The organism is Pseudoalteromonas sp. S16_S37 (assembly GCF_014694405.1).
In the GTDB taxonomy this organism is placed as follows: Bacteria; Pseudomonadota; Gammaproteobacteria; order Enterobacterales; family Alteromonadaceae; genus Pseudoalteromonas.
Genome location: NZ_JAAUWV010000005.1, coordinates 85228 through 112166, shown reverse-complemented (window position 1 = coordinate 112166; position 26939 = coordinate 85228). Strand labels below are relative to the sequence as shown.

Annotated in this window: 21 protein-coding genes; 9 read left to right on the top strand and 12 right to left on the bottom strand. The window is 42.4% G+C overall.

Annotated features, from left to right (window positions below; all coding sequences use genetic code 11):
• Positions 1-101 precede the first annotated feature (101 nt).
• Positions 102-3905 (bottom strand): bifunctional proline dehydrogenase/L-glutamate gamma-semialdehyde dehydrogenase PutA, encoded by a 3804-nt coding sequence (putA, locus tag HC733_RS04460; protein ID WP_190363842.1) that lies wholly within the window; start codon positions 3903-3905, stop codon positions 102-104.
• A gap of 290 nt (positions 3906-4195) precedes the next feature.
• Here putA and HC733_RS04455 point away from each other — a divergent pair, with 290 nt between their 5' ends.
• On the top strand, positions 4196-4681 hold the full coding sequence (locus HC733_RS04455; protein ID WP_190363841.1) for a winged helix-turn-helix transcriptional regulator: 486 nt from the start codon (positions 4196-4198) through the stop codon (positions 4679-4681).
• A 38-nt stretch (positions 4682-4719) separates the two neighbouring features.
• Here HC733_RS04455 and HC733_RS04450 read toward each other — a convergent pair whose 3' ends face one another.
• Entirely contained in the window at positions 4720-5346 is a 627-nt protein-coding gene (locus tag HC733_RS04450; RefSeq protein ID WP_190363840.1) for a TIGR04211 family SH3 domain-containing protein, read from the bottom strand.
• 165 nt (positions 5347-5511) lie between these two features.
• Between HC733_RS04450 and HC733_RS04445 the strand changes: the two genes are divergently transcribed.
• From HC733_RS04445 to HC733_RS04430, 4 genes are all read left to right on the top strand, one after another.
• Positions 5512-7032 (top strand): CYTH and CHAD domain-containing protein, encoded by a 1521-nt coding sequence (locus HC733_RS04445; protein ID WP_190363839.1) that lies wholly within the window; start codon positions 5512-5514, stop codon positions 7030-7032.
• Between the two features lie 23 nt (positions 7033-7055).
• Positions 7056-7703 carry an START domain-containing protein gene (locus tag HC733_RS04440; protein ID WP_190363838.1) on the top strand — a complete coding sequence of 216 codons (648 nt, stop codon included), beginning with the start codon at positions 7056-7058 and terminating at the stop codon, positions 7701-7703.
• A 112-nt stretch (positions 7704-7815) separates the two neighbouring features.
• Entirely contained in the window at positions 7816-8733 is a 918-nt protein-coding gene (locus HC733_RS04435; protein WP_190363837.1) for a DMT family transporter, read from the top strand.
• An 87-nt stretch (positions 8734-8820) separates the two neighbouring features.
• Positions 8821-10626 carry an FAD-binding oxidoreductase gene (locus HC733_RS04430; RefSeq protein ID WP_190363836.1) on the top strand — a complete coding sequence of 602 codons (1806 nt, stop codon included), beginning with the start codon at positions 8821-8823 and terminating at the stop codon, positions 10624-10626.
• 30 nt (positions 10627-10656) lie between these two features.
• Here the strand turns inward: HC733_RS04430 and HC733_RS04425 are convergent, their stop codons facing one another.
• A complete protein-coding gene (locus tag HC733_RS04425) occupies positions 10657-11478 on the bottom strand; it encodes a sterol desaturase family protein (protein WP_190363835.1) in 822 nt (273 codons plus the stop codon).
• Positions 11468-11875, bottom strand: a complete 408-nt coding sequence (locus HC733_RS04420) for a hypothetical protein (RefSeq protein WP_190363834.1) — start codon at positions 11873-11875, stop codon at positions 11468-11470. The genes HC733_RS04425 and HC733_RS04420 overlap by 11 nt, the downstream gene beginning before the upstream one ends.
• Positions 11876-11951: 76 nt before the next feature.
• Between HC733_RS04420 and HC733_RS04415 the strand changes: the two genes are divergently transcribed.
• Positions 11952-12914, top strand: a complete 963-nt coding sequence (locus HC733_RS04415) for an AraC family transcriptional regulator (protein WP_190363833.1) — start codon at positions 11952-11954, stop codon at positions 12912-12914.
• Between the two features lie 44 nt (positions 12915-12958).
• Here the strand turns inward: HC733_RS04415 and metK are convergent, their stop codons facing one another.
• Entirely contained in the window at positions 12959-14110 is a 1152-nt protein-coding gene (gene metK, locus HC733_RS04410; protein ID WP_190363832.1) for a methionine adenosyltransferase, read from the bottom strand.
• Positions 14111-14377: 267 nt separating this feature from the next.
• Between metK and tkt the strand changes: the two genes are divergently transcribed.
• A complete protein-coding gene (gene tkt / locus HC733_RS04405; RefSeq protein WP_190363831.1) occupies positions 14378-16369 on the top strand; it encodes a transketolase in 1992 nt (663 codons plus the stop codon).
• Between the two features lie 130 nt (positions 16370-16499).
• Here tkt and HC733_RS04400 read toward each other — a convergent pair whose 3' ends face one another.
• The 7 genes from HC733_RS04400 to lptD all read right to left on the bottom strand — a co-directional run bounded on the left by HC733_RS04400 (position 16500) and on the right by lptD (position 25173).
• Positions 16500-18515, bottom strand: a complete 2016-nt coding sequence (locus HC733_RS04400) for a methyl-accepting chemotaxis protein (protein WP_190363830.1) — start codon at positions 18513-18515, stop codon at positions 16500-16502.
• Positions 18516-18631: 116 nt separating this feature from the next.
• Positions 18632-19432, bottom strand: a complete 801-nt coding sequence (locus HC733_RS04395; RefSeq protein WP_190363829.1) for a symmetrical bis(5'-nucleosyl)-tetraphosphatase — start codon at positions 19430-19432, stop codon at positions 18632-18634.
• Between the two features lie 5 nt (positions 19433-19437).
• A complete protein-coding gene (gene apaG, locus HC733_RS04390; protein WP_190363828.1) occupies positions 19438-19827 on the bottom strand; it encodes a Co2+/Mg2+ efflux protein ApaG in 390 nt (129 codons plus the stop codon).
• Entirely contained in the window at positions 19811-20617 is an 807-nt protein-coding gene (rsmA, locus tag HC733_RS04385) for a 16S rRNA (adenine(1518)-N(6)/adenine(1519)-N(6))-dimethyltransferase RsmA (protein WP_190363827.1), read from the bottom strand. The genes apaG and rsmA overlap by 17 nt, the downstream gene beginning before the upstream one ends.
• Complete coding sequence (pdxA, locus tag HC733_RS04380) at positions 20614-21606, bottom strand: 4-hydroxythreonine-4-phosphate dehydrogenase PdxA (protein WP_190363826.1); 993 nt, start codon at positions 21604-21606, stop codon at positions 20614-20616. Before pdxA ends, rsmA begins: the two co-directional genes overlap by 4 nt.
• Before the next feature lie 11 nt (positions 21607-21617).
• A complete protein-coding gene (gene surA, locus HC733_RS04375) occupies positions 21618-22910 on the bottom strand; it encodes a peptidylprolyl isomerase SurA (protein ID WP_190363825.1) in 1293 nt (430 codons plus the stop codon).
• 16 nt (positions 22911-22926) lie between these two features.
• Positions 22927-25173 carry an LPS assembly protein LptD gene (lptD, locus tag HC733_RS04370; RefSeq protein WP_190363824.1) on the bottom strand — a complete coding sequence of 749 codons (2247 nt, stop codon included), beginning with the start codon at positions 25171-25173 and terminating at the stop codon, positions 22927-22929.
• Between the two features lie 88 nt (positions 25174-25261).
• Between lptD and HC733_RS04365 the strand changes: the two genes are divergently transcribed.
• Together HC733_RS04365 and murU are read left to right on the top strand one after the other, a co-directional pair.
• Positions 25262-26275, top strand: a complete 1014-nt coding sequence (locus tag HC733_RS04365) for an aminoglycoside phosphotransferase family protein (protein WP_342365985.1) — start codon at positions 25262-25264, stop codon at positions 26273-26275.
• Positions 26272-26937, top strand: coding sequence for an N-acetylmuramate alpha-1-phosphate uridylyltransferase MurU (gene murU, locus HC733_RS04360; protein WP_190363823.1), 666 nt, complete (start codon positions 26272-26274; stop codon positions 26935-26937). Before HC733_RS04365 ends, murU begins: the two co-directional genes overlap by 4 nt.
• Positions 26938-26939 lie beyond the last annotated feature (2 nt).

Genomic DNA, 26939 nt, shown 5'->3' with positions numbered 1-26939 from the left:
CACTTAAAAGGAAGGAATTTAGCTCAATTTCTAAGACTTAATGATGATAAACAATAAAAAAGCCAGCATATGCTGGCTTTTCAATATGTTATTTAGAGTTATTACTCTTCATCTTCAACTAATGTCATCAACGATGTGTTACCGCCTGATGCAGTGGTGTCGATACTAATCGTTTTTTCAGTGATTAGTCGGTTGATCAATGTGTCGTAATACTCTGCGCTGATCACTGGTAAAATCGCGCCAGAACGAGCGGCAAGTTGTTGACTAAAGTAGCCGAGTCTAGACGAGCGTGCCGCAACAACCGCACCAGCAAGGTGAGGATGTGCCAAAATAGCTTGTAGCTGATTTGGTCTAGCAACTTGGAATACGCCTTCTGCAATACCTGTAGAGATAAATTTGTCTCTAAACGCTTTTGCTTCTTCATAGAACAACTCTGACGCCACAGTGATAACCGTGTTACCAGCAGCAAGTGCAGTAATAATTGAAATTGCCCAGAAGTTGAAAGATGTGCTCTTATCGGCATAACACACAACACAACCACGAGGTTCAAGGTGCAATGTGTTTGACTCACCTGTAGGACCTGGTAGGGTTGTGTAAGAGCGCATACGCTTTTCAAGGCGATTCAATTGAGCGCGAGCATCTGCCAGTGTTTTTGCTAAATCATCGGCAAGGTCGTCAATAATTTCAACGGTTGCAATTTTAGCTAATAACTGACGAACTGCTGAGACACGGTCGTTAAGTGGGGTAGCACGCCAGATCTTCTCATCGCGCATTGAGTTGCGCATAAGTTGATCTACTTGTTCCGCTGCACCTGGGAAATCATGCGTTTCTAACTCATCTGAAGTTAGATTTGTCATTTGTACATTCTCAGGAGAGGCCTTCTCTTTGACCAAACGGTATAGATAGTTTGGACCACCTGCTTTTGGACCCGTACCCGATAAACCACGACCACCGAATGGTTGTACACCCACGATTGCGCCGATCATGTTGCGGTTTACATAGACGTTACCCGCACGCGACATTTTTGCCAGATACTGACAACGTTCCTCGATGCGAGAGTGAATACCCATAGTTAAGCCGTAACCTGTTGCGTTAACTTGGTCGATGACTTTATCTAGGTCTTCGGCTTTGTAGCGCACGATGTGTACGATAGGACCGAATACTTCACGCTTAAGTACTGATAAATCTGCAATTTCATATAGGCGTGGTGCAAAGAAGTAAGCGCCATTAGCGTTGTTGTCTGGGATTTTAGATTCAAACAACAACTTGCCATTGCTCTTTAAGTACTCAACATGTGCATTTAATGTGTTCAGTGCTTTTTCATCAATCACTGGACCTACATCCGTAGATAATAATGATGGGTCGCCAACATGTAGCTCTTGCAGCGCGCCTTTTAGCATTTTGATGATGCCATCAGCAACATCGTCTTGTAAGAACAATACGCGTAGCGCAGAACAACGCTGGCCTGCACTTTGGAAGCCTGATGAAATAACATCATCCACAACCTGCTCAGGGAGTGCTGTTGAATCTACGATCATACAGTTTTGACCGCCTGTTTCAGCAATCAAAGGTACTTGAATATCATTACGTTCCGCTAGGATTTGAGAGATCAAAGTACCTGTTTCCGTTGAGCCTGTGAACATCACAGCTTGAATACGCTCATCTGGCACTATGTGCTTGCCTACTTCACTACCACGTGCGATAACTGGTTGCACAACATGCTCAGGTAAGCCAACTGTTTGCATCAACTCGATACAACGCAGCGCAATATAGCTTGTTTGTTCAGCCGGTTTAGCAATAACAGTGTTACCCGTTACGATTGCTGCAGCTACTTGTCCTAGGAAAATAGCGAGAGGGAAGTTCCATGGGCTGATACATAAGATAACACCACGGGCTTCGAAGCGTTCATCTTGCGCAAGTTCTTCCGCACGAGCAGCGTAGTAACGACAAAAATCAACTGCTTCACGCACTTCATCAATGCTGTCTTGCGTTACTTTACCTGCTTCTTTAATACAGATAGCAACAAGCTCATCATGATGACGTTCAAGAATGTCAGCAACTCGGCGCAGTAAATCAGCACGCTCTTTTACAGGTGTTTGTGACCAGCTTGCAAATGCTCTGTCGGCATTTTCCAGCATGGTTTTCATTTCATCACTTTGGTGTACACGAACCTGACCAACAATTTCTTTGTGGTTAGCTGGGTTGCGCACTGCTAAGTGGCCTTCTTTTACTTGGCTTTCGTTGATTAAATGTTCTTTAAACCAATTGTCTAGGTTTTCTTTAAACGGCGTTAATGTATTGATATCGGTTAAGTCCATACCTTTTGAGTTAGGACGCTCATCACCGTAAAGCTCGATAGGTAACTTAATTTGCTTATTGAACTTGTTACGTAAACCTTGCAGGGTTTCAACTGGGTCTGGCAATAGTGACTCAACAGGCTTAGAGGTATCAACAATCGCGTTTACGAATGATGAGTTAGCACCGTTTTCTAACAAACGACGTACCAAGTATGCAAGCAAGTCTTCATGCTGGCCAACAGGCGCGTATACACGGCATTGGATCTTTTCTTTCTCAACGATTTGGTCGAAGAGTGACTCACCCATACCGTGCAGACGTTGAAATTCAAAACCATGGTTATCACCGTTGGCAACTTCTAAAATAGTTGCTGCGGTGTAGGCATTGTGTGTAGCAAACTGAGGGAAGATCACATCACGTGCTTCAAGCAGTTTGATTGCACAAGCTTTGTAAGATACGTCTGTTGTTGCTTTACGTGTAAACACAGGGAAATGATTTAAACCATCTTGTTGTGTGGTCTTAATTTCAGTATCCCAGTAAGCACCCTTAACCAATCGCACCATCAGCCTGCGGCCAACACGACGAGCTAGATTAGCCAACCACTCAACAACAAAAATAGCGCGCTTTTGGTAAGCCTGAACCGCTAAGCCAAAGCCTTGCCAATCGCCAAGCGCGTCGTCAGAGAATACCGCTTCGATAATGTCTAAAGAGATATCTAAACGGTCAGCTTCTTCAGCATCTACCGTAAAACCTATGTCATATTGTTTCGCTGCCAACGCTAATTCTTTTAGCTTCGGTACGATTTCATTCATCACGCGGTCACGGTGACTAAATTCGTAACGAGGGTGAATTGCAGATAGCTTAACCGAGATACCAGGACTCTTAATTGGACCACGGCCATTTGCAGCTTTACCAATCGCATGGATTGCAGTCATGTAGCTATTGAAATAACGCTCTGCATCGGCCATGGTGCGCGCACCTTCACCAAGCATATCGTAAGAGTATACGTAGCCTTTTTGCTCTTTATCAGCTGCACGTTCAATGGCTTCATTGATATTTTGACCCATAACGAACTGCTTACCCATGATCTTCATCGCAAAGTTCACAGATTTGCGGATCACAGGCTCACCTAAGCGGCCAATGGTTTTTTTCAGAACGCCAAATTGTTGCTCTTTATTTTTATCGGTGTAGTTAACCATTTTACCGGTGACTAATAGCCCCCAGCTTGATGCATTAACAAATAAAGAGTCGCTGCTGCCTAAGTGTGAACTCCAGTCACCTTTGGCTAATTTATCGCGGATCAGCGTATCTTGTGTTTTTTTATCCGGAACGCGTAATAAGGCTTCAGCTAAACACATCAACACCACGCCTTCTTCTGTTGAAAGCGAAAATTCGTTTAGTAGGGCATCAACACCATTTTGGCCATCTTGGTCTTTACGAATATTTAAAACCAATTGACGTGCACGTTCCCATGCTCGGCTTCTAGCCGTAACACCAACTTCAGCAAGCGGCAAAATATGATCGATAACTTCATTTTCATCAATACGGTAGAAGTCACGGATTTTTTGTCGGATAGGACAGTTAGTTGTCAAATCGCCGTTATAAAGCATAAGCAACCCTCAATAAGAGTAGAGTCAGAAATACATGTAATTATCGCCTACACCCTTGGTAAATGTGTAGGAGGCATAAGGCCTTCTTTCAATTACGACAAATTAAATGCAGTGTGTTGAACCACCATATCATAACGATTTGGCTGTTTAAAATATCATCACTACGCATTCGGTTTAATATCAAATTTCGAGAGCATTCTATCCAAAATACAGCAGTATATGCTGTCTTATTTTTTCTGATTACGGTAAATTAGCGGGAGATTGTTAACTCTCACAGAATAAAATGCTGAATGACTACTTCAATTAAAACTCGTGTACTTGATCGCATTGATTTAGCTATTTTAGATGTATTACAAAAAAATGGCCGAATTTCGAACGTAAATTTAGCAAAGGCGGTGAACTTGAGTCCGAGTCCTTGTCTAGACAGAGTTAAAAAACTGGAGTCTGAGGGCTATATCGAGGGGTACACCGCGCGCTTAAACCCGATGAAGTTAGGCCAGCACTTAGTTGCGCACATTGAGATTACTCTAAAAAGCTCAACTGAATCGGTGTTTGAAACCTTTAAACAGCACGTTTTGGCAATACCCAATGTTGTATCCTGCGACATGGTTGCAGGCGGGTTTGACTATTTGCTTAAAATTCGTGTTCAAGATATGCGACAGTATCGAGAAGTGCTGGGCCAAGTCGTTGAAATTCCGGGGGTAGGAACGAACCATACCTACATGGTGATAGAGCATATTAAATCAGATATGGGCGTAGAGGTGTTAAATTTATAAAAAAAGGCCGCTTGCGCGACCTTGTTTAACTCTCTGTGTTACCAGCCATCGTAACGCTTACGGCGTGATAGAAGCAACGTTAGTATTACGCCAAACAGCAGTCCAGCTAAGGCAACGCCTCCTCCGTAAGTGAGCATTAAATGCTGCTCTTTTTGCTTTTTAGCAGTACTTGCTTGTTGTTGTTTGTTGAGTGTAGTTTGCAGTTCCGTAATAGTTTCTTGTAGGTTTTGGTTTTCGGCACGTAGGTCATTGTTTGCTTGCTGAAGTATTGGCAATTCGCCACGGATTGCATCCATTTCACTTTGACTATTTTGCAACGCTTCATTTGCTTGCTGCAGCTGTAGGTTTAGACCAGGTTGGGTGGTGACAAATTTGGCTTCAACCCATGCCTCTCGGCCTTTATCATCAATGATTTGAATAAAGTCCTCTTGCACCTCTGAGATGATAGTTATAGCTGTTCCCGCATCAACAGAGCCGAGAATTCGATAATTTTTACCAGGGCCTGCGTGCATGTATATGAATAGATTATCGATGATGTAGCCTAAATTGGCTGATTGTTCATTAGCTGTTGGAGCTGGCACTTGCTCATTATCCAGCTCAGTCTGAGCGAGCGCGAACTGTGAGCAGAGGATAAGCAATGTTGGCAAAACAATTCTGTTTAACATAGGTTGACCCAAGTTTTTGATAGTTTTTAGAAATAGTATGGATTTAACTTAATAATAGCAAGTTAACCTGAAAACTTAGCAGATCTTAGAGTAAAAAGTTTGCAAACCAACGTATCATTGTATATTTTGAGCGTTCGATAATTATATAGGTATTTACTTGCCCAAATGGACACTGAAATAGAACTGAAGTTTTTACTTTCAGACAATGAAGTTCCTCTTATCCCAGGACTTATCACGCAGTTTGCTAAGACAGTTGCAAACCTACCTGCAAAAAACCTTAAAAATGCATATTTTGATACTCCCAGCCGAGAGTTACGGTCTTTAGATATTGGCTTGCGCACCCGCTGCTGTGATGACGAGTGTGAGCAGACGATTAAGTTAGCAGGGGAGGTAGTTGGTGGTTTGCATCAACGTCCAGAGTTCAATTTACCTCTAGACTCAGCGAGACCAAACTTGCTTGCTTTTGATGCCAGTATTTGGCCTCACGGGATGCAGATTGATGCCATCAATGAGAATTTATTCCCGATCTTCAGTACTAACTTTATTCGCCGTACTTGGTTAATTGAAACCGAGCAAGGGAGTAAAATTGAAGTTGTATTAGATAAAGGTGAAATAACCTCACAAGGACGAGTAGAAGCAATTTCTGAGCTTGAGATTGAACTTGTAGAAGGGCAGCGTAGCGATTTATTTTTGTTAGCTGATCATCTGATCAACTTATCGGGTATGCGATTGGGCTTGTATTCAAAAGCGGCTAGAGGTTATCGGCTTGCGGATGATCAACCGTTAAAGCCAAATAAATTTATTGGCTTCGTACCATTGCAGTCGGGGATCACCCAAGAGCAAGCGTTTATTGCCACGATGAACTACAGCATTCAATTTGTGCAAAAGCATGAGCAGTGCTATTTCGATAAGCCGAGTCTGAAAACACTCAAGCGTGTTATCGATGGTGTAACCTTGATCCGCCATAGTTTTAGATTGTTTTCAGCGATAGTTGATAAGTCATCCACCGAACACCTGCGTGGAGAATTAAAATGGTTGCTCAGTGAACTAGAGTGGGTTGAAAATGCGATTCACTTGAAAACCTATACTTCTAAGCGACATGCTTATTATAAAAAGATAAACAATGCGCCAGAACTTGCTCAGGTGATCGATGATTTAAAAGATGTACAACCTACACCAACTGATATCGAAGACTTATTCCACTGCTCGCGCTACAACCGACTTATCCTGTCTTTAACTCGCTGGTTAGTGGATAAAGGTTGGCGGCAAAATTGGGATCAGAGTGCGCTTAGTGCCGCGCAAATGCCGTTAAGTGACGTGGCTCGCCAACTATTTGATAGAGACTGGGAAGAGCTTCATCAGCTACTTCCAGAAGGCAAAGTGTTGACTAAAGAAGATTATTTACACTTGCGAGAGCGTTTAGAGAATACGTTACTAAACGGTAACTGCCTTGGAGAGCTTTATAACAAAGAAGCAAGACAAGAGTTTAGAACCCCTTGGATAGACATTGTTTATGGTATTTATGAGCTAGAGACTTTAGCTTATTTGATGCAGTTGTGTCAGGGGCAAGATTCAGACGAATTGGCTAGCATTCAATCTTGGCTGCAAGCAAAGGCTGATTTTTTGGTTGGGGCGATGGAGCAAAGCCGCAGCGTTTCCTTTAAAAGCTTCCCATATTGGCGCTAAAAAGAGTGTTTAGGCTCGCTGTTATGTTGTTATTAGCAACGAGCGCTTCGTCAGGTTTGGCCGCACAGTGGCAAACCTGGCGAGAAACCGCCGATATAAAAGTCTCTACTTTACCCCACGCAAGCGGTATTAATTATATTCAAGTCGAGGCATCTTTTGACGCCGCCACGGTGGACGTACTGCTCAATGTAATGAACGATACGCAAGCTGCATCTAAGTGGCTTAGTAGCAGTCGTTTTGTTGATGTGATTGCTCGTCCGAATTCAGCAGAAGCCGTGGTTTATACTTATTTTGACTCCCCTTGGCCCGTTAGCGATAGAGACATGCTTACTCATTCCTGTTTGTCGCAATTAAGCGCCAACCAGTACAGGTTGGATATCTTAAGCACGTCAGCATATCCAGCACCCGAGAGTAAAGCACTGCGTATATCACCTGTTCAGGGGTATTGGTTACTGACACAAACACCGCAAGGCTTGCAAATAAAGCATCAAATTTATGCAGATCCGAACGGTTCACTGCCTATTTGGTTGGTGAATAACACGGCTTTGAAAAACATTATTAAGAGCTTTAAATCTCTCAAAGAAATGATTAAAAACCCAAAATATCATAATACTAACAGTCAGTTTTCAGCTGGAGACTGTCGTGTTTTTAACCAGTTGAATATTAAATAGGCGTAAAAGATTCAACTTAAAATGCTTTTTCTTCTTGCAATTAGCGGTATCATTATCTTCGGTCTCATTTCAACATGCTTATTTATGCATGTTATTACTTTCAAAGAGCTTTATGACAACCTATGCGCAAGCCGAGCGGTCTTCCGACTCACCCCTGATCATTACCCTTGTACTGGCCATGCTACTTTGGGGAGCGAGTTGGATATCCGGTAAGTTGATAGCTTCACTTGCGCCGGCGCCGGTAACTGTATTTTATCGCTTAGCGATAGCAACAATAGGAATGCTGCCTATTTTGTGGTTGGTGAACCACTTTAAGTTAGTCACATTGCGTTTCTCAACAAAAGCATTGTTATGGTCATTGCCAGCTGGGGGGATTTTAGCTCTTTACAATCAGTTGTTCTTTTTGGGTCTTCATGATGGGTTGCCTGGCAAAGGAGGAATGCTAGTGACAACGACCAATCCGGTGTTCACTTTTTTACTGGCAACTATTTTGTTCAAACAAAAAATAGCAAAAAGGCAAATGCTGGGGTTAGCTTTGGGGCTAGCTGGTGGCATGTGTATGATACAAATCTGGCAGTTTGACTATGCTCAGCTAATTGCTACGGGTAATGCGTATTTTATTATGGCTGCACTGACTTGGGCCGTATTGACGTTAGTAAGTCAACAAGGGACGCGCTTTGCTGATTTTCTGCTGTTTAGTACCTTAATGTATGCATCTGCAACCGTCGTGAGCTACGGCTTTGCGTACGATTACTCACCACTGAGCAGCATAACTCAATACCCAAGCTTTTATTGGCAGCATATGTTGTTTTTATCTGTGGTGGTGGTAAGTATCGCGACCAGCTTGTTCTTTCTAGCCAATCAACAGTTAGGCTCAAGTCGTTCTAGTTCGTTTATATTTGTGGTGCCGGCATCGGCGATGGGATTATCGGCTTGGTACTTCTCTGAGCCGTTGTCTTTGCCTGTGGCCTTTGGCGCCGTTTTAGCTATTTGCGCCGTATATTTGATAAATAATAAGGTCGCTAAGTAATGTAACGCTGTGTAATGTGACTTCGCTGAAAAATTGATAATACTTAGTGGTTGATTGCTACACATACTAAGTATAAGGAAACCAAGCATGCAAAGCGAACAAGCACGAATTCATGATGTTGTTGCAGGTCTTAGCGAACAGCTCTCTAACAGAGAATCGCAACAAGCACCCGATCCACATAACCAACGCCGAGCGGTCCAAGCGGTATTTGCAAATACCGTTAATAATTTTCATCTATTTTATCAAGCGGCCATTGAGGCTGGGTTTAGTCAGTCTCGTCTTTTGAGTCAAAAACTGAATGGCTTAAGTGACGTGGCGGGGCTTAACAATTATCAGACTGAGGCGATGGTATTTAATACGCGTTTTCAGCAATTTCCTTTTGTCATCGCTTTATGTGAGTCAACGGTTGAGGTGCAGTTTATTTACTCGTTGGCAATAAAATTTAATTTACCTATTCGAGTGCGCGCTGGTGGTCATGACCATGAGGGGGAGTGCAGCGGTGATAACATCATTCTCATAGATGTAAGTCGTATTAAGCATTTTAGCTATAACGAAAAGGATGAAGTGGCAACCATTGGGGCTGGATATCGTTTTTATCAGTTAACACCTGAACTAGCCAAATATGGGCGAATGATTGCCCATGGTACTTGTGCAACAGTTGGATTAACTGGGTTTATTCAAGGTGGCGGCTGGGGTCCTTGGACCAGAAAGTACGGTATGTGTTGTGAACACCTTGTTGGCGCAACTGTTGTGCTAGGCAATGGTGAAGTGGTTGAAGTGAGTGAAACATGTCATCGCGATATACTATGGGCACTACGTGGTGGCGGCGGTATGAGTTGGGGCTTAGTTACAGAGCTTAAGGTAAAAACCTTTGAGTTACCTGACGAAATACATCGATTTGAGATAGTTTGGAATGCGTTAACCAAAGTGAAGAAAAACACTTTTATTGCAAAGTCTCAATGCCCAACTATTGATGTACTTCAGTCATGGGAAAGAGTGATAAGCGCAGCGGATACAGGTAATTTATTAGGTACCAATTTGAAAATTAGCGCTATTGCTAAGGACATGATCGATGATAATACGCCTTATGATAAACTGTATCACCCTTGCACGATGTACGGTTATTGGCAAGGCAGCGAAAAGGCGTTACGTGAATTTGTTGCAAAAGAATTTGCTTCAACACAAGGTAAACGCAAGCAGCCTAAACTGACATCTTGCAAGGTTGCGGGTAAGCTCAAAGGCAAAGCTAACTCCTTTGCAAAGTATAGCTATGATCATACGTTGCTAAGTAATTGGGCGAGAGAAAGTTTAGCGGATCAAAATATCCCACTGCATAGTGCGTTAGATAAAGAAAAACACGCATTCAAACCAGATTATGATGCCCCTGCGCCGCATAAAATTACCTCTAAGTTAGTGGCAAAAAAAGGGCTCGAAGTACAAGGCTATAAGCAACTTTTAGAGACGCTAACATCACCATTAATTCAAGCCGACAATGCCAGTTTAGGGCTGTTTAGTTATGTTACTTTAGGTGCGATTGTGGGTGACTATTATCACAATTTAAAAGAGAGTAAGAATGCGTTAGGTGTCTCTTTTCCTTATCGTGATGCGCTTTATACAATTCAATATCAAACTTGGTGGAATGAAAGCATTAAAGATAAGTTAGAGCAGCAAAATAATTCGGTTTATGTAGATACTAACCGCGCGATGGACTGGATTTCAGCCAGCCGAAATGCTCAGATTGAAGGCACCTATGGAGCATTCATAAGCTTTAAAGATGCCTCTATTCCTACTCCGGTTTACTTTCAGCAAAACTATCAACGCTTAGTTGATATCAAAAAAGCTTACATAAAAGATCATTACAATCACCTACGTACCAGAAAAACCATAATTTAATGGCGTATTTAGCCACACCCAGTGGTGTGGCTAAAATTGCTTTAAATTATGGGGCTTGCCAAATAGAATGCGACATTTTGCTCGCCAAGAATTTTGCAAGCGTAGATTGCGCAGTAAAATAAGCCATGGTGTTATAAGCACATCATAAAAAGACACACGGTAATGGCGCTCTGCGACACCATATTGTGGTGGCTTTGATGCGATTGGCTCAACAAATGTGCCAAATAATTTATCCCAAATAATTAATACGCCAGCATAGTTTTTATCGATGTACTCGGCGTTACGTGCATGGTGTAAGCAGTGATGCGTCGGTGTATTAAATATCAAGCCAAACCATTTTAACTTCGGTGCCTGTTCGGTATGTACAAAAAATTGATAAGCCAAGTTCAAGGCAACGATGGCAAATACCAGCTCAGGTGGATAACCAACAATAATAAGTGGTAGCCAAAATAGCCACATACCAACAATGGGGTAAAAGAGGCTTTGTCGCATGGCTGTTGAAAAGTTCATGTTCTGCGAGCTGTGGTGCACAATATGCGCACACCATAGCCAGTTGCAGCGATGGCTGGCGCGATGAAACCAGTAGTATAAAAAATCCTGAAGTATGAAGGCCAAAGTGATGTTTACAAAGTTAAGTTCAAAATCAACGAGCGCAAAATGGGCGTGTAACCAGTAAAAGAATGGCATTAGCAAACTGAGCGCAATCAAGTCACTTAGTTGATGAGACAATGCCAAGCCTAGGTTGAGTAAAAACTCTCTCACTGTGTAACTGCTTTTAGCTTTTCTATACTCAACGATGATAGCGAGTGCGAATAATGGGCTCAAAGCCAGTAAAATAAACTCAACATCCATTATATAGCTTCCTTAATCTTCGCGCTGCCAAGCTAAAATCCACAAATAACACTACTTTGAGCAGCCAGCTGGGTATCCATGTGTTGCTATGACCAAAAATTTGGTATTGCAGCTGTAAATTGGTTGCGGTTGTAGTAAGTGTAATTTCGCCACGGTGATTTTTAATCGGGCCAGAGCCTTGTATGCGATAGCATAAAGATTGTGATGATTGCTGCGTGATAACCTCAATAAATTGATGACCTCGCATCGTAACGTGACGTCTGCGAAGTCCTTCTTGTGCGGGCAGCTCTTTAAATTGTGCTTTAAAGATACGCTTAAGCTGAGCGCAGTCTGTTAAAACGTCGAGTGTAAAACCACTTGATTTTGGCAATGAAATTAATAAATTGAGTAGTTGCATAGGCTATGTGTAATGGCACTTTTAAACTAGCATATCGTTTAGTAGCACGGCATACTTGACCACATGAGCCATTATTTTGTCTTTTCACGCCATTATGTTCGATATCTGTCCGCAATATTGCCAAGTGTTGGCTGAGTATTTACCTAGCGAAAGTGCTGGTTTGAGCCGTATCCCCATGCAGCATTATTTTGCAGCGCTCGAACAAGGTGCAAAGTTAAATCAAGATTCTCTTTGGGGGTTTGAACTAGGCAAACAAATTAATAGCGCACAATATGGTTTGTTGGGTTATCTGGTTGAATCATCAGCCACTTTGCAGCAGGCATTGGATGCTCTGTTGGCTTTTGACAAAACGGTCGCTGATATTGGCATTTGTCAGTTTGTTGCTGATCAAGAGGTGGCCAGTATTACTTGGCAGCCTTATGAGAATAATCAGCACGCGATTCTACGCAATATGACCGCTTGGGTGGCGATGGTTAGGCATATGACGGGTCAGGAATTATCGCCTCGTCGGGTTGAATTCAACCTGGTATTGACGCATAGCCAAAGAGCAAGATTGAGCAGCTGGTATGGCTGTGAGGTGATAGCGAATGCCACGAGCAATACCATTCACTTTGCCGCTGAGCTGTTAAATATGCCCATACTAACGCGTAATGAGTTAGTGAATGCTAATTTGTATCCTGCAATTAAGGACTTGCAACGAGCGTACGAGAGCAACCAAAGCTGGTTTGCCAAGTTGCAGCCGAGTTTGCACCGCTGTGATCTGCAGGACATGTCTTTATCTGGGCTAGCCCAGTTATTAGGCACTTCCACTCGTACTTTACAAAGGCAGCTTAAATATCACGGAGTGAGCTTTTCTCAACTGCTTGAGCAAGAACGGAAAAGGCGTTTTACACAATTTTGCCAAGTATTACATAAACAGGCATTGAGCGAATTATTAGGATACGCAGAGCAAGCGTCTTTAAACCGTGCGGTGAAGCGCTGGTATGGGGTTTCGCCAAGTGAATATGTTCGCCAGCAACAAAAAAGAGAAGGGCATTAAAAAAGGTGCACTTGGCACCTTTTTTAAATTTAAAGCGTATTCGCTTACAGGCCAGCAGACACCTTTAATGCTTCTGCTTTGTCTGTTTTTTCCCAAGGGAATTCATCACGGCCGAAGTGGCCGTATGCCGCTGTAGGCTGATAAATTGGACGCTCAAGGTCAAGCATAGTTAAGATGCCATATGGACGTAGGTCAAAGTGCTCACGAATGATTTCGATTAAACGTTCTTCTTCTAACTTACCTGTGCCAAATGTTTCAACGCTTATTGATGTAGGCTCTGCAACACCGATTGCGTAAGACACTTGGATCTCACATTTGTCAGCAAGACCTGCCGCCACAATGTTCTTAGCAACGTAACGGGCTGCGTAAGCTGCTGAACGGTCAACTTTTGAAGGATCTTTACCTGAGAAAGCACCACCACCGTGACGTGCCATACCACCGTATGTATCAACTATGATTTTACGACCAGTCAAACCACAGTCACCCATAGGACCACCGATAACGAAACGGCCAGTTGGGTTGATGAAGAACTTAGTTGCTGATGTAATTAGTTCAGCAGGTAGCACTGGTTTGATGATAGTTTCCATCACCGCTTCAACTAAATCGTTTTGTGAAATAGTGTCACAGTGTTGAGTTGAAAGTACAACTGCATCAATACCAACCGCTTTACCATTTTCGTAGGCAAAAGTTACTTGCGATTTAGCATCTGGACGTAACCAAGCTAGCTCACCACTTTTACGAACTTCAGCTTGGCGCTGAACTAAACGGTGTGAATACGTGATTGGTGCAGGCATTAATACGTCTGTTTCGTTACAAGCGTAACCAAACATTAGACCTTGGTCACCGGCGCCTTGATCTTCAGGGCGTGCACGGTCAACACCTTGGTTGATGTCAGGAGACTGTTTACCAATGGTATTTAAGATTGCACATGAATCAGCATCAAAACCCATATCTGAGTGTGTGTAGCCAATTTCACGTACAGTTTTACGTGTCAATTCTTCGATATCTACCCATGCGCTGGTAGTAACTTCACCACCAACCATAACCATACCGGTTTTTACGTAAGTTTCACACGCAACACGTGCTTTTGGATCTTGCTCTAAAATTGCATCTAGTACCGCATCAGAGATCTGATCGGCGATTTTATCCGGATGACCTTCAGAAACAGATTCAGAAGTAAATAAATGTTTTGCCATTGAATTTATGCTCACAAATATTGCGCTTCACGAACTACGGGGATAGCGCTAAAAAATTAAGAGGCATATATTAACGAAAAGCAAAGCATATGCATAGTTTTTTTACGCCTAGACGTCTAAATTAATCCTGTCATGTTGGAAGGCCCGAAAATATTGGCTTTAAGGGCGTTTTTCTGTCATTTATCATTGCAGTTTGCAGCAAAAATAAGTAAGAATGGGCACTTTCTAGACCCGCGCAAAAATAAATTATTACAAGGTAGGAGAATTATGCCATCTCGCAAAGAACTTGCTAATGCAATCCGTGTTCTGTCAATGGACGCGGTTCAAAAGGCCAAATCTGGTCACCCTGGAGCCCCTATGGGCATGGCGGACATCGCTGAAGTGCTTTGGCGCGATTATCTAAAGCATAATCCAAGTAACCCACAATGGGCTGACAGAGACCGTTTTGTACTGTCAAATGGCCATGGCTCAATGCTAATTTATTCTTTGCTACATTTAAGCGGTTATGACTTATCAATTGACGATTTGAAAAACTTCCGTCAAATGCATTCTAAAACGCCAGGTCACCCTGAATATGGTTATGCCCCTGGTATCGAAACTACCACCGGCCCTCTAGGCCAAGGTATTACAAATGCCGTAGGTATGGCGATTGCTGAAAAGGCACTAGCTGCGCAATTCAACCGTGGCGAGCACAACATCGTAGACCATTACACGTATGCATTTTTAGGTGACGGTTGCTTGATGGAAGGTATTTCTCATGAAGCATGTTCGTTGGCAGGTACACTTGGCTTAGGCAAGTTAATTGCGTTTTGGGACGACAACGGTATTTCGATTGATGGTGAAGTTGAAGGCTGGTTTAGCGATGACACACCTAAACGTTTTGAGTCGTACGGCTGGCATGTGATTGCCAACGTTGATGGTCACGATAGCGAAGCGATTAAAGCCGCTATTGAAGCTGCAAGGGCAGAATCAGACAAGCCTACATTGATTTGCTGCAAAACTGTAATTGGTTACGGCTCACCTAATAAATCAGGTAGTCACGATTGCCATGGCGCACCATTAGGTGATGATGAAATTAAAGCAGCTCGTGAATTTTTAGGCTGGCAGCACGATGCCTTTGAAGTACCAGAAGATATTTATGCTAAGTGGGATGCAACCGCGCGTGGTCAGCAGCAGCAAAGCGAGTGGACGATTAAGTTTACTGAGTATCAAATGGAATACCCTAAGCTTGCGGCTGAGTTTGAGCGTCGCATGAACGGTGATTTACCAGCGAACTGGCAAGAGCACACAGAAGCTTACATTGCACAGTTGCAAGCAAACCCTGCAAACCCAGCTACTCGTAAAGCATCGCAAAATGCGCTTAATGCGTATGGTCCTATTCTACCTGAATTTATGGGCGGCTCTGCGGATTTAGCAGGTTCAAACCTAACGTTATGGGATGGTTCTAAAGGCTTAACTGCTGAAGATGCATCGGGCAACTATATTTTCTACGGTGTGCGTGAATTTGGCATGTCAGCGATTATGAATGGTATTGCACTGCATAAAGGGTTTGTGCCTTACGGTGCAACATTCCTAATGTTTATGGAATATGCGCGCAACGCCGTGCGTATGGCTGCACTGATGAAGCAACCTAGCATTTTTGTATACACACATGACTCAATTGGTCTTGGTGAAGATGGTCCAACACACCAGCCGGTAGAGCAAATTGCGAGTATGCGTTTAACACCAAACCTAGTTAACTGGCGCCCGTGTGACCAAGTAGAGTCTGCGGTAGCGTGGCAACAAGCGATTGAGCGCAAAGATGGTCCAACTTCATTGATCTTCACTCGCCAAGGGTTAGAGCAACAAGCGCGTGATGAGCAACAAGTTCAAGCGATCAAAAAGGGCGGTTATGTACTGAGCTGTGATGGCAATCCTGAGCTTATCCTTATAGCAACAGGCTCTGAAGTCCAGTTGGCGGTTGATGCAGCAACTCAATTACGTGCATCAGGCAAAAAAGTACGTGTTGTATCTATGCCTTCGACGGATGTATTCGATGCGCAGTCAGCTGAATATAAAGAAAGTGTATTACCAAGCTCGGTAACACGCCGAGTTGCTGTTGAAGCAGGTATTGAAGACTACTGGTACAAGTATGTAGGACTGAATGGTGCGATTGTTGGTATGAGCACATTCGGTGAATCAGCACCAGCAGATGAGTTATTTGCGCACTTTGGCTTTACGGTTGAAAATGTAGTTGCCAAAGCAAACAGCTTGTTTTAATTACGAATAATAAGCAAAATTAAGCCTGCTATTGCAGGCTTTTTTGTGTCTCTTGGTTATCCTTACCTTTGTTCAGGTACAAAAAAGCGCCCATTGGGCGCTTAATGTTATCTGCGTTAATAACTTAAAGTTAGACCTTAAATTGCTCTACAGATTGGCGTAGCTCTTCAGCCAACTTTGCCACTTCACTACTTGAAATAGAAGTTTGATTTGCGCCTTCTGCAGTTTGCTCAGCAATCGAAACAATCGACTCCAAACGCTCGCTAATTTCTTGCGCAACTTGCTGTTGTTCATTCGCTGCATTAGAGATCTCTTCACTTACGTCATGTGCTTGTGATACTGCCTGAGTAATTGAGTTTAGGGCTTCATTTGCTAAGTCACTTTGTGCAACACAAGACTCAGCTTGCTGCTTACCTTTAGACATCGCTCTCACAGCTTCTTCCGCACCCGCTTGCAGAGATTCAATCATGGATTGGATCTCTTGCGTAGACTCTTGCGTCTTACTTGCTAATGAACGAACTTCGTCAGCAACTACCGCAAAACCACGACCTTGCTCACCCGCACGAGCCGCTTCAATCGCCGCATTCAAAGCAAGTAGATTAGTTTGCTCCGCAATACCTCTAATAACATCTAGGATGCTGCCAATTGAGGCACTGTCTTGGTGAAGTTTATTGATAACGCTTGATGCTTCATCAACCTCCCGTGCCAGCTGCTCAATAGTATGTTTATTCTCATAAGAGATACCCTTAACACGCTCAGCTTCTTTATCAGCGTTTTTAATCTCTAGCAGCGCTTGGTGCGCACTATTACTCACGCCGTGAGAAGTACTACTCATTTGCGTAGTAGCAGTGGCTGCTTGTTCTACTTGAGCTTGCTGATTGCGAATAGCTTGGCTTGATTCATTGGTAATGGTTGATGTTTCTTCAGACGCCGCTGCAAGTTGAGTGGAGCGTGACACAATACCTGTGATCAATTCACGCAGGCTACTAATTAATGTGTTACAACTGCGTGATAGTTCGCCAAATTCATCTTTCGCTGAATCATCAAGCTTTTGAGTCATATCTCCGCGCGCTACAATAGTAAGCACGCGGTTTACTTCAGATAGAGGCTTGGTGATCAAGTTAACGGTAATGTAAGCCACCACAATTGCGATGAGAGTGGCGATTATCATACCAACCCAAGTCCATAGGTTTGCGGCGCTAACATCTTGACGTACTTCTTGCTGCAGGTTAAAGGCAACTTTATTTGCTTCGTCTAATAGCTCGTCAAGCTGTTTCAATGCCGCTTGAGTTGCTCGTTCTGCGTCTTGCAGCTCTTTGCGTGTCATATCTATTGCATTGATTAAACGCTTTTTATTTTCGTATAAACTTTGTGACCCTGTTACTTGCTTTTCTAACGCTGAATAATAAGACTGCAAATCTGAAAATAACCCTTCATCAAGCTCTTTGACAGGACCTTGCATGAGTTCCATGTTACGGGCAAGTTCACTCACCAAATATTCCTGGTCTTTTTTGACAATAGAAAGCGTGTTCAAATTTGCAATATTGAGCATATCATTGCTGTTAGTCACGACAGAAGAAAAGTTATTCTCCATACTTGTTGCGGCTTGATAGGCTCTAGCATTTTGCTCTTTTAGACCTTCCAAGTCGATGATGTCTAGCACTACCGTGGTGGCATCTTCGGCGCTCATTTCTATTTGTTCAAGCTGAGACTTAAGTGTTTTTCTAAGCTCAAGCTCAAGCGCCTTGTCTTTTTTCAAACTTTCGACGGCTTTAGAAAACGTTTCAAATGTTTTACCGACATCTCGTGCACTGCTTGCTAATTTGGGACTGTTTTGTACAACTTGCTGTAACTCTGAATAGGTACTTTCAAATGCTTTTCGTCTTTTTTCAAACTGTGTTTTTAAACTGCTCAGTTCATCAGGAGTTTGCGCATAAAATGTACCTTGCGCCATTTTGCTCATTAGTGAGAATTCAACTTGTAACTCAGAGCTTTTATCGAGCGCAGGCAGCGATAGTCGATTTACTTGTTGTGTCGAGCTATCGATATTTGCAATCCTTAGCAATGAGTTTCCGCCAATTAACAGCAGTAAAAGAGTGATAAAAATAAAACCACCCCAAATTCTTTGGCTAACAGTCAAGTTCATACAGTTTCCATAAATTTACTAATAGGATTGAATAACTTATCGGTTACATTAAGGATAAGTTAAGTATTTTATAGCAGATGCGTGTAAATAATTCAGCAAAACTAGACAAGTTTACCTTATTTGCTTGAAAAATGCTCACCTGATGTTAAATCCATTAAGGTCATTGGACCGCCCCATACACATCCAGTATCTAACGCTATGATATTATTTAAGCTTGTTTTGCCTTCAAGGGCTGCCCAGTGACCGAAAACATAACGGTTACTATCTTGCTTAAAGCGCTTATGCTCAAACCAAGGCATGAGATTATTAGATGATTGCGCAGGACCTTTATGATTAAGATCTAGCTGGCCATGATTATATAAGAAGCGCATCCGAGTAAACACATTAATAATCGTTTTAAACTTATCTAGCTCGTTGAGGTTATTTATTTTTTTTGTTGGGCTGGGGCCATACATGTTGGCAAAGTAGTGAACAGCATCTGCAGATTGATAACACTGCTGAGCAAATTGTGCATAATCTAAAGCGTGCTCAATATCCCAATCCGGGTGAATACCTGCATGAGATATAAATGTACTGAGTTTTGGTAAAAAGAAAGCTAATGGCTGTTGCTGCAGTAAAGAAATATATTGCGGGAGCTTATTACTGGCAAAAACACTATCAAGCTTATCTTTTGGATTAGGTGATTTACCGAGCAGCGCACAGGCTAAAAAATGTAAATCATGATTACCCAAAGAAACACTTATGGCGCCCTGATTTTGGCATAGAAAATCTAAGCAGGCTTGGGAGTCTGGCCCTCTTGCTATGACATCCCCAACTAAATAGAGGTGATCTTGGCTGGGGTTGAAATCAACAATGTCTAACAGCCGCATAAACGGTTGAAAGCAGCCTTGTAAATCTCCGATTGCGTATAGGGCCATAAAAATTAGTGTAAAATGTTAGGGCAAGCTAAGCGAAATACTTCAATTGGCGCTTTAAATTCATTACCAAATTCATTTCGCATTACATAGTGGCCTTGCATTGTGCCAAGTGGCGTATCGAGTACAGCACCACTGGTATATTTATAACTCTCTCCAGGTCCAATGGTTGGCTTTTCGCCAACCACGCCTTCACCTTCTACTTCGGTTTCTTTGCCGTTAGCATCAGTAATTAACCAATAGCGACTTTGTAGCTTAGCACTACACAAACTGTGGTTTTTAATCGTCACAGTGTAGGCAAAAACGTATTTATCTTTTTCAGGCTGAGATTGGGCTTCAACATAAAAGGTTTCCACCGAAACCTTAATTGGGGAGCCTATATTACTGCTTGTTGTCATAAATCCAGTTAGCTATTTCTATAAATTGGGCAAGTGATAAATTTTCAGCGCGTTTTGAAGCATCAATACCAAGTTGCGCAAGCTCGTCTGTACTGAGTAGGTTAGACAGGCTATTACGCAAAGTCTTACGACGTTGGTTGAAGGCTTCTAAACAAACTGTGTTTAAAATTTTAGTACTTTTTGCAGTGCGTTGCTCAGGCTTTTTAGGGATCAGACGAATAACGGCTGAATCAACCTTTGGAGCTGGTTTGAAACACTCTGGCGGCACATCAATCACCGGCATCGCATGGCAATAATATTGCGTCATCACACTTAAACGCCCAAACGCTTTCGAATCAGGGCCGGCAACCATACGCTTAACCACTTCTTTTTGAAGCATAAAGTGCATATGCTCAACGTGATCTGCAAACTCAAATAAATGAAACAGAAGGGGAGTTGAGACGTTATATGGTAAGTTTCCGAATATTTTTAACTTTTCATCACCTTTTATAAGACTTGAGAAGTCAAACTTCATGGCATCTCCTTGATGCACAGTCAGTTTTGGTCCCATAAAAGGGTGCTTAACAAGGCGCTCAGCAAGATCTTTATCAAGCTCAACAACCGTTAGATGACCACTCAAATCAACAACAGGTTCTGTGATTGCACCAAGGCCTGGACCAATCTCAACTAGATTGTCGCTTGGTTTTGGATCGATGGCAGTGACAATCTTATCGATGATCATGTCATCGTTTAAAAAGTTTTGGCCAAAACGTTTACGGGCTCGGTGCCCTAAGTGTACTTTGTCTGTCATGAACTCTGTGCTTTTTCAGTGGCGAGCTTAATAGCTTCGCGTATCGCTAAATCAAAACTACCTACCTCAATATCATTGCTTGCCGCTAAATCTAATGCGGTGCCATGATCTACTGAGGTGCGAATAAAGGGTAATCCAAGGGTTATATTTACTGAATTACCAAATCCTTTATATTTTAACACAGGTAAGCCTTGATCGTGATACATAGCGAGCACTGCGTCGGCATTATCTAAATATTTTGCTTGGAACAGGGTATCGGCAGGCAATGGACCAATAAAGTTCATACCTTGCTGGTTAAGTGCATTAAGAGTTGGCGTAATGGTGTCGATTTCTTCTCGACCTAAATGTCCATCCTCACCAGCATGAGGGTTGAGCCCACAAACTAGAACTCGAGGGTGTTCTATCCCAAACTTGTTTTTCAAATCATCATGCAAAATGGAGGCTACTTTGCGCAAGCGTTCTTTAGTGATTGCTTTTGATACATATTCAAGAGGGATATGTGTGGTAACCAGTGCCACTCGTAATCCCTCTGTCGCTAACATCATTACCACATCAGATGTGCCAGATTGCTGCGCAAAATATTCGGTATGACCGCTAAAGGATATGCCTGCTCGGTTAATAATGCCTTTGTGCACAGGTCCAGTTACCACCGCATCGAAGGTACCATCCATATTTTTTTCTGAGGCCAAACGCAGTGTTTCTAGTACATATCGACCGTTTTTCTCATCTAGCACGCCAGGTGTTACGTCAGCCCCTTTATCCACTTGCATGTAATATAAACAACCTGCAGGCGCAGGTTGAGGAGCTTCTTCGGGATTAAACGCTAGCAAAGTGACACTGAGTCCAAGTTCTTTGGCGCGTTGTTCCATCACTGTTTTATCAACAACCGCAATGAGCTGTACAGGCCAGCTTTTTTGCGCCAATTTTATAACAAGATCTGGGCCTATGCCTGCCGGTTCACCGGGAGTTATTGCAATTCTTAAACTCATAATGTGTCTACTTACTCGGCTGCAAAAATATCAATATGGGCCTGCTCTCGGATCTCACTTTGCCATTTAAAGGCTTCTTCTTTAAATTTGCGATTATATAGTAGGCCATGAGCACGGTTTAACTTCGCCTGTTCCGTTTTATCTGCAACACGTTTGCCTAGCAGCTGTACGATATGCCAGCCAAAGCTTGATCTAAAAGGTTCACTAATTTCATTCATTTCAAGTGACATTAATGTGTCTCTGAACGCGGGTACATAAGTTGTAGGGTCTGTCCAGTCGTATTCACCGCCTTTCAATGCGGAGCCTGGGTCTTCAGAATGCTCTTTAGCTAACTCCGCAAAATCAGCTTTGCCATCGCGCAAGTCTTTGGCGAAGCCTGCCAGCATTTCTTTAGCTTTCTCTTCACTTAAAATAATAGAAGGCTTAATTAGAATGTGTCTTGAGCGAACTTCAGTTGTTTCAACAACTTGGCGGCCACGGATATCTTGAACTTTTAAAATATGGAAGCCAGCACCAGAGCGCACAGGACCAATAATTTCGTCTTTTTTCTTGCCTTTTACAGCTTCGGCAAAAAGCGATGGCATTTCATTAATGCTCATCCAGCCTAGCTGTCCACCTTCTAGGGCTTTAGGACCACTTGATGATGCTATTGCGATGCGCTTAAATTCTTTACCTTCGTTTAAAAATTCGATTACTTTGTTGGCTCTTGTGCGAGCATCTTCGATTTCTTCTGGCGTTGCTTTACTTGGGATCTTAACCAAAATATGACCTAAGTCGAATTCTTCAGCACTGCCTGTTTGTTCAGCAAGAATTTTTTGTAAATTGCCGATTTCACGAGGGCTGATGTATACGCGGCGATCAACATTTACACGTCTCACTTGGCCGATAGTGATTTCTTTGCGAATTTGCTCCCGGTATTCTTGGAAATTTTCACCACCCGCTTCAATTGTCTTTCGCAAATCTGCAATGGTACCGCCTTGCTCCGCAGCAATACTTGCTAAGGTTTGATCTAGCTGAGCATCAGAAATCTCCATGCCCATACGCCCAGCGAGCTGTAGCATTAATGTTTGGTCAACTAAGCGGTCAATAGCCTGAATACGTAAAGTTTGATCAGATGGAAGTTCGGTATTTTGTTGTTTAGCTTGCTCTTTTACACGAGCAATTATTTGGTCAACTTCACTTTGCAAAACAACGCCGTCGTTTACAGTCGCGACAACTTTGTCGATAAGCATACGCTCAGCGAAGGCATTTTGGTGGATACTCAGCCCTAGTAGGGCAACCCATAACAGCTTTTTAAAATTCATAATGTTCTAATATTTATTAATTATTCAAAAAATAAGGTCGACGATAATTAAACAAACCTTGTTGCAGCACTTGTTCAATATCATAATTTGATTTTCCGCCTAAGCCTTTCAATACGAAACTAATACCTATGCTTGAATCAAATTGCGCGTCATCTTGGTGTATTGTGCGATTTAAGTCGGTTTCAATCTGTCTTTTACCAGTTAACTGAATAGCCCAACAGCAACTTTCATAACGTACTCCGGCGAATACCTCTACGCTGCGCCCTGTTGTTAAATCACGGTGATAGCTGGCAACCATTTGCCAACTATCGTTAATTGGTAAACTGCTGAATAAGCCGACTTGATCGATTTCATACCCTGAGACATCGTTAGCATAACGATGGTTCAATTGAACGAGCTTATTGTTGTCACCTTTGTAATCGAGCGTTGTGTGCGATTCAATCAATTCTTTCGCATCTGCATCATACTGTATGCCTGCAGAGAAGTACCAACGTCTGTGCCAATGTACCATGGTTTGCGCAGCAAACAAGGCATTATAGTTTGTTCTGTTATCAAAACTTTGCGCACTGGGTTTTACATCATCTTCGAGGTAGATAATTTGTCCCGCACTAAAATTAAAGCGTTCTTGATTTTTACTATCAAAAAGCCGAGTTGTAGCACCCAATGTTACTTGATTCGCTTGGGCAATTCTGTCTACACCTGAAAAGCGCTGCTCTCTAAATAGTCCGTAAAAGTCATCTTGCATTTTAGTTGTGTCAAACAGACCTATGCTTTTTTGGTCACGTTCTGGCGTATACAAATATTGAATTTGAGGCTCTAATGTTTGTGTTCCGCCAAGTGCAAAAAATTGCGTATCTCGTTCAAAGTTAAGTTGTCCATGTAAGCGTACTTTGGGCAAGGTACGTGATACGTCACTCTTATAGTCAGTGCCTGTAAAATCACCTTTTTGTTCATAGCGTGTATGCAACAAGCTTACTTCACTTAGAAAGGACCATGCGTAGTTATTAATACTAAAACTGGCTTTTGGCTCAATGTGGAAGCGAGAAGCTTCGGTTATCACCAAAGTGTCATTACTAAAATGGCTAAACTCACCTTGTAAATTAAAGTCAATTCCCAGTGCGGTGTAGGCTTTTCGGTTTCGCCAAGTGATCTGTGGTAACGCAGCATAGGACTCGGTATGGTCGCCTAACACTTCAAAGTTTTGCAGTTTGATATCTGATGTCCAGTATTCGCCTAGGTAACTGAGCACTGCGGTTCTATCAAGTTGAGTGCCTGTTTCATTGGCATAGTTAGAGTTCAGATCGGTTAGGTAGTTATCATCACTGACGTTAGTTACATCAAAACTTAAACGCCAATTATCATTGAGATAGCTTTGCTGGTTCCAGTGAACTAAATATCGTTCTTTTAGTTGAGGCTCAGAATCGTCTTTTTCTAAAAACTCCACTCCCAGCAAACCCAAGTGTTGTTCCGTTAAATAGCGAAACTCAGTTATGAGCTGCAAACCTTGGTTCGACATGTAACGCGGAGATAAGGTTGCGTCGTAATTCGGTGCAATATTCCAATAGTAAGGAATAACAACTTCCAAACCGTAACGGCTTGACGGCTCAATTTTTGGCATCAACAACCCAGATTTACGTCTGTCGTCAATGGGAAATGTAAAGTATGGAATATATAAAACTGGCGTATTAAGTATTTTTAAAACCGCATTATGGGTTTCGCCCCATCCTTCATGCTTTGACAAGGTGATATTATCTGCTTCAAGTGCCCAAAATGGTTGGTCTGCTGGGCAAGTAGTAAAGCTAGAATTTATCAGCGAGATTTCGCTATCTGAAGCAGATAGTTTTTCTGCGCCACCGTGACCCAGCTGCTGAGTTAATTGATAGTCAGCGCCGAGTAAGCTGATTTCAGTATTATCTAGATCTGCGTATAGTGCGTTAGCATTGACATCGCTGAAGTGATCTAGGTAGCGTAAAGGTCCAGTCGCATTGAGTAAACTTTGTTTTTTATCAATTAGAGCGCTGCTGGCAAACAGTGACATTTTATTGGTATTGATAACGACATTGCCTGAAAACTCAGCACTGTCTTTGCCTTGCATCTCAACATCATCAGCTTTAATGTCGATGGCATTTTTAGGTAATGAGCTCAGAGGTTGCCACGATTTAGGTTGTAGATATTGGCTACATAGTTTTGGTGTAGACTCTGATGCAGCTATCGCGTTACTACTGACCAGTGCGGCAGCGATAACCCCCCATGTTTTGCTCATTTATTAACCTTGAACGCCGTTGTTTATATATAAGCAAGACATGATAAAGTAAAACTTAGTGAAATACAGTAATTAAGAGTGGAATTTTGTGACAAACGAGCAAAATAGACAAAGCTTATTTGAGGACTTTTTGCGATCATATTTTGGTGATGAAGATATCAGTTATAGCGCCATCACAAGCGATGCAAGTTTTCGTTGCTATTATCGAGTGATGGTAGCGCAACAAAGCTATATTTTAATGGACTCAGATCCAAGTAAATTGGATAATCGGCCTTTTATCGAACTCAATAGCTGTTTTGCAAAGCAAAGCTTACGAGTGCCCAAAATTCAACAATTTAATACATCAAAAGGTTTGATTTTGTTAGAAGATTTAGGTGCTGAGCATTTGGCAGATAGGTTAAGTTTAGAGTCTCGATATCAAGACTATAGTGAGATACTAGCACTGTTACCTAGCATCGCTCAAATACCTCCATCACCATATATGAAACCCTACGATGCTGATTTTATAGCGATGGAAATGGACATATTTTGGCAATGGTTAATTGTTGATTGGCTAGAGCTAGAAGATGCACAATTGCCTAAGCAGCAATGGCAAACCATGAAATCATTGCTGGTTGATGTGATGACATCTCAGCCTCAAGTAACCATGCACCGCGATTTTCATAGCCGCAATATCATGCGAGCGGATGGAGAGTGGGCACTCATAGACTATCAAGATGCTGTACAAGGTCCCGTTACTTATGACGCGGTGTCGTTGCTTCGCGATTGCTACTTTAATTTACCCAGCACAGAGTTTGATAAGCTTCGTTTGCAAAGCTTTGATATCTTAAAAAATGCTCAGTTATTATCGGATATGTCTTATGAACGGTACTGTTATTATTTCGATTTAACTGGGTTGCAACGTCATTTAAAAGCCGCAGGGATATTTTGTCGATTGTTGCTACGAGATAACAAGGCAGGGTATTTAAATAATATTATGCCAACACTTGCGTATATTGACGATGTGGCAAATTGTTACGAGTCATTTCAGTGGCTTGCAACTTGGTTAAGGCATGACATAATGCCAAAAGTTGAAGCTAAGTTGAGTTGCAGTACACAATGAAAGCCATGATCCTCGCAGCTGGTAGAGGCAAAAGAATGATGCCGCTTACCACTCATTTACCCAAGCCTATGCTCAAAGTGGCTGATCGTCCTTTGCTTGAATATCACATTTTGCGACTCAAACAAGCTGGGATAGTTGATATTGTGATTAACCTTGCATGGCAGGGTGACAAAATAGAACAGTATTTTGCTGATGGCTCTCAATTTGGCGTCAATATTTATTATAGTCGCGAACCAGAAGGCGGATTAGAAACCGCAGGTGGCATCATTCAAGCGTTAGAGCAACTGTGCGACAGAGATGAGTTATTTATTGTCATCAATGGCGATATTTTTACTGATTATGATGTGAGTGCGCTAACTCAATTAATGCTTAACTCTGGTGAGGCGCATATTGTTTTGGTAGAGAATCCATCTCATAACCCACAAGGGGATTTTCGCCTCGCACATCAAACGATAAATGAGCAATGTTATACATTTGCTGGAATTGGGTTATATCACAAAAGTTTCTTTGCACCTTTCGAGTCGGGGTTTACTCCCTTAGGGCCGATGCTCAGAGCCGGCTTAGAGCAAGGTGTTGTATCAACCGAACTTTATTTAGGTGTGTGGAGTGATATCGGCACCCCTGAACGTCTGGCGGAAATAAACCGCAATCAGGAGCAATAAAT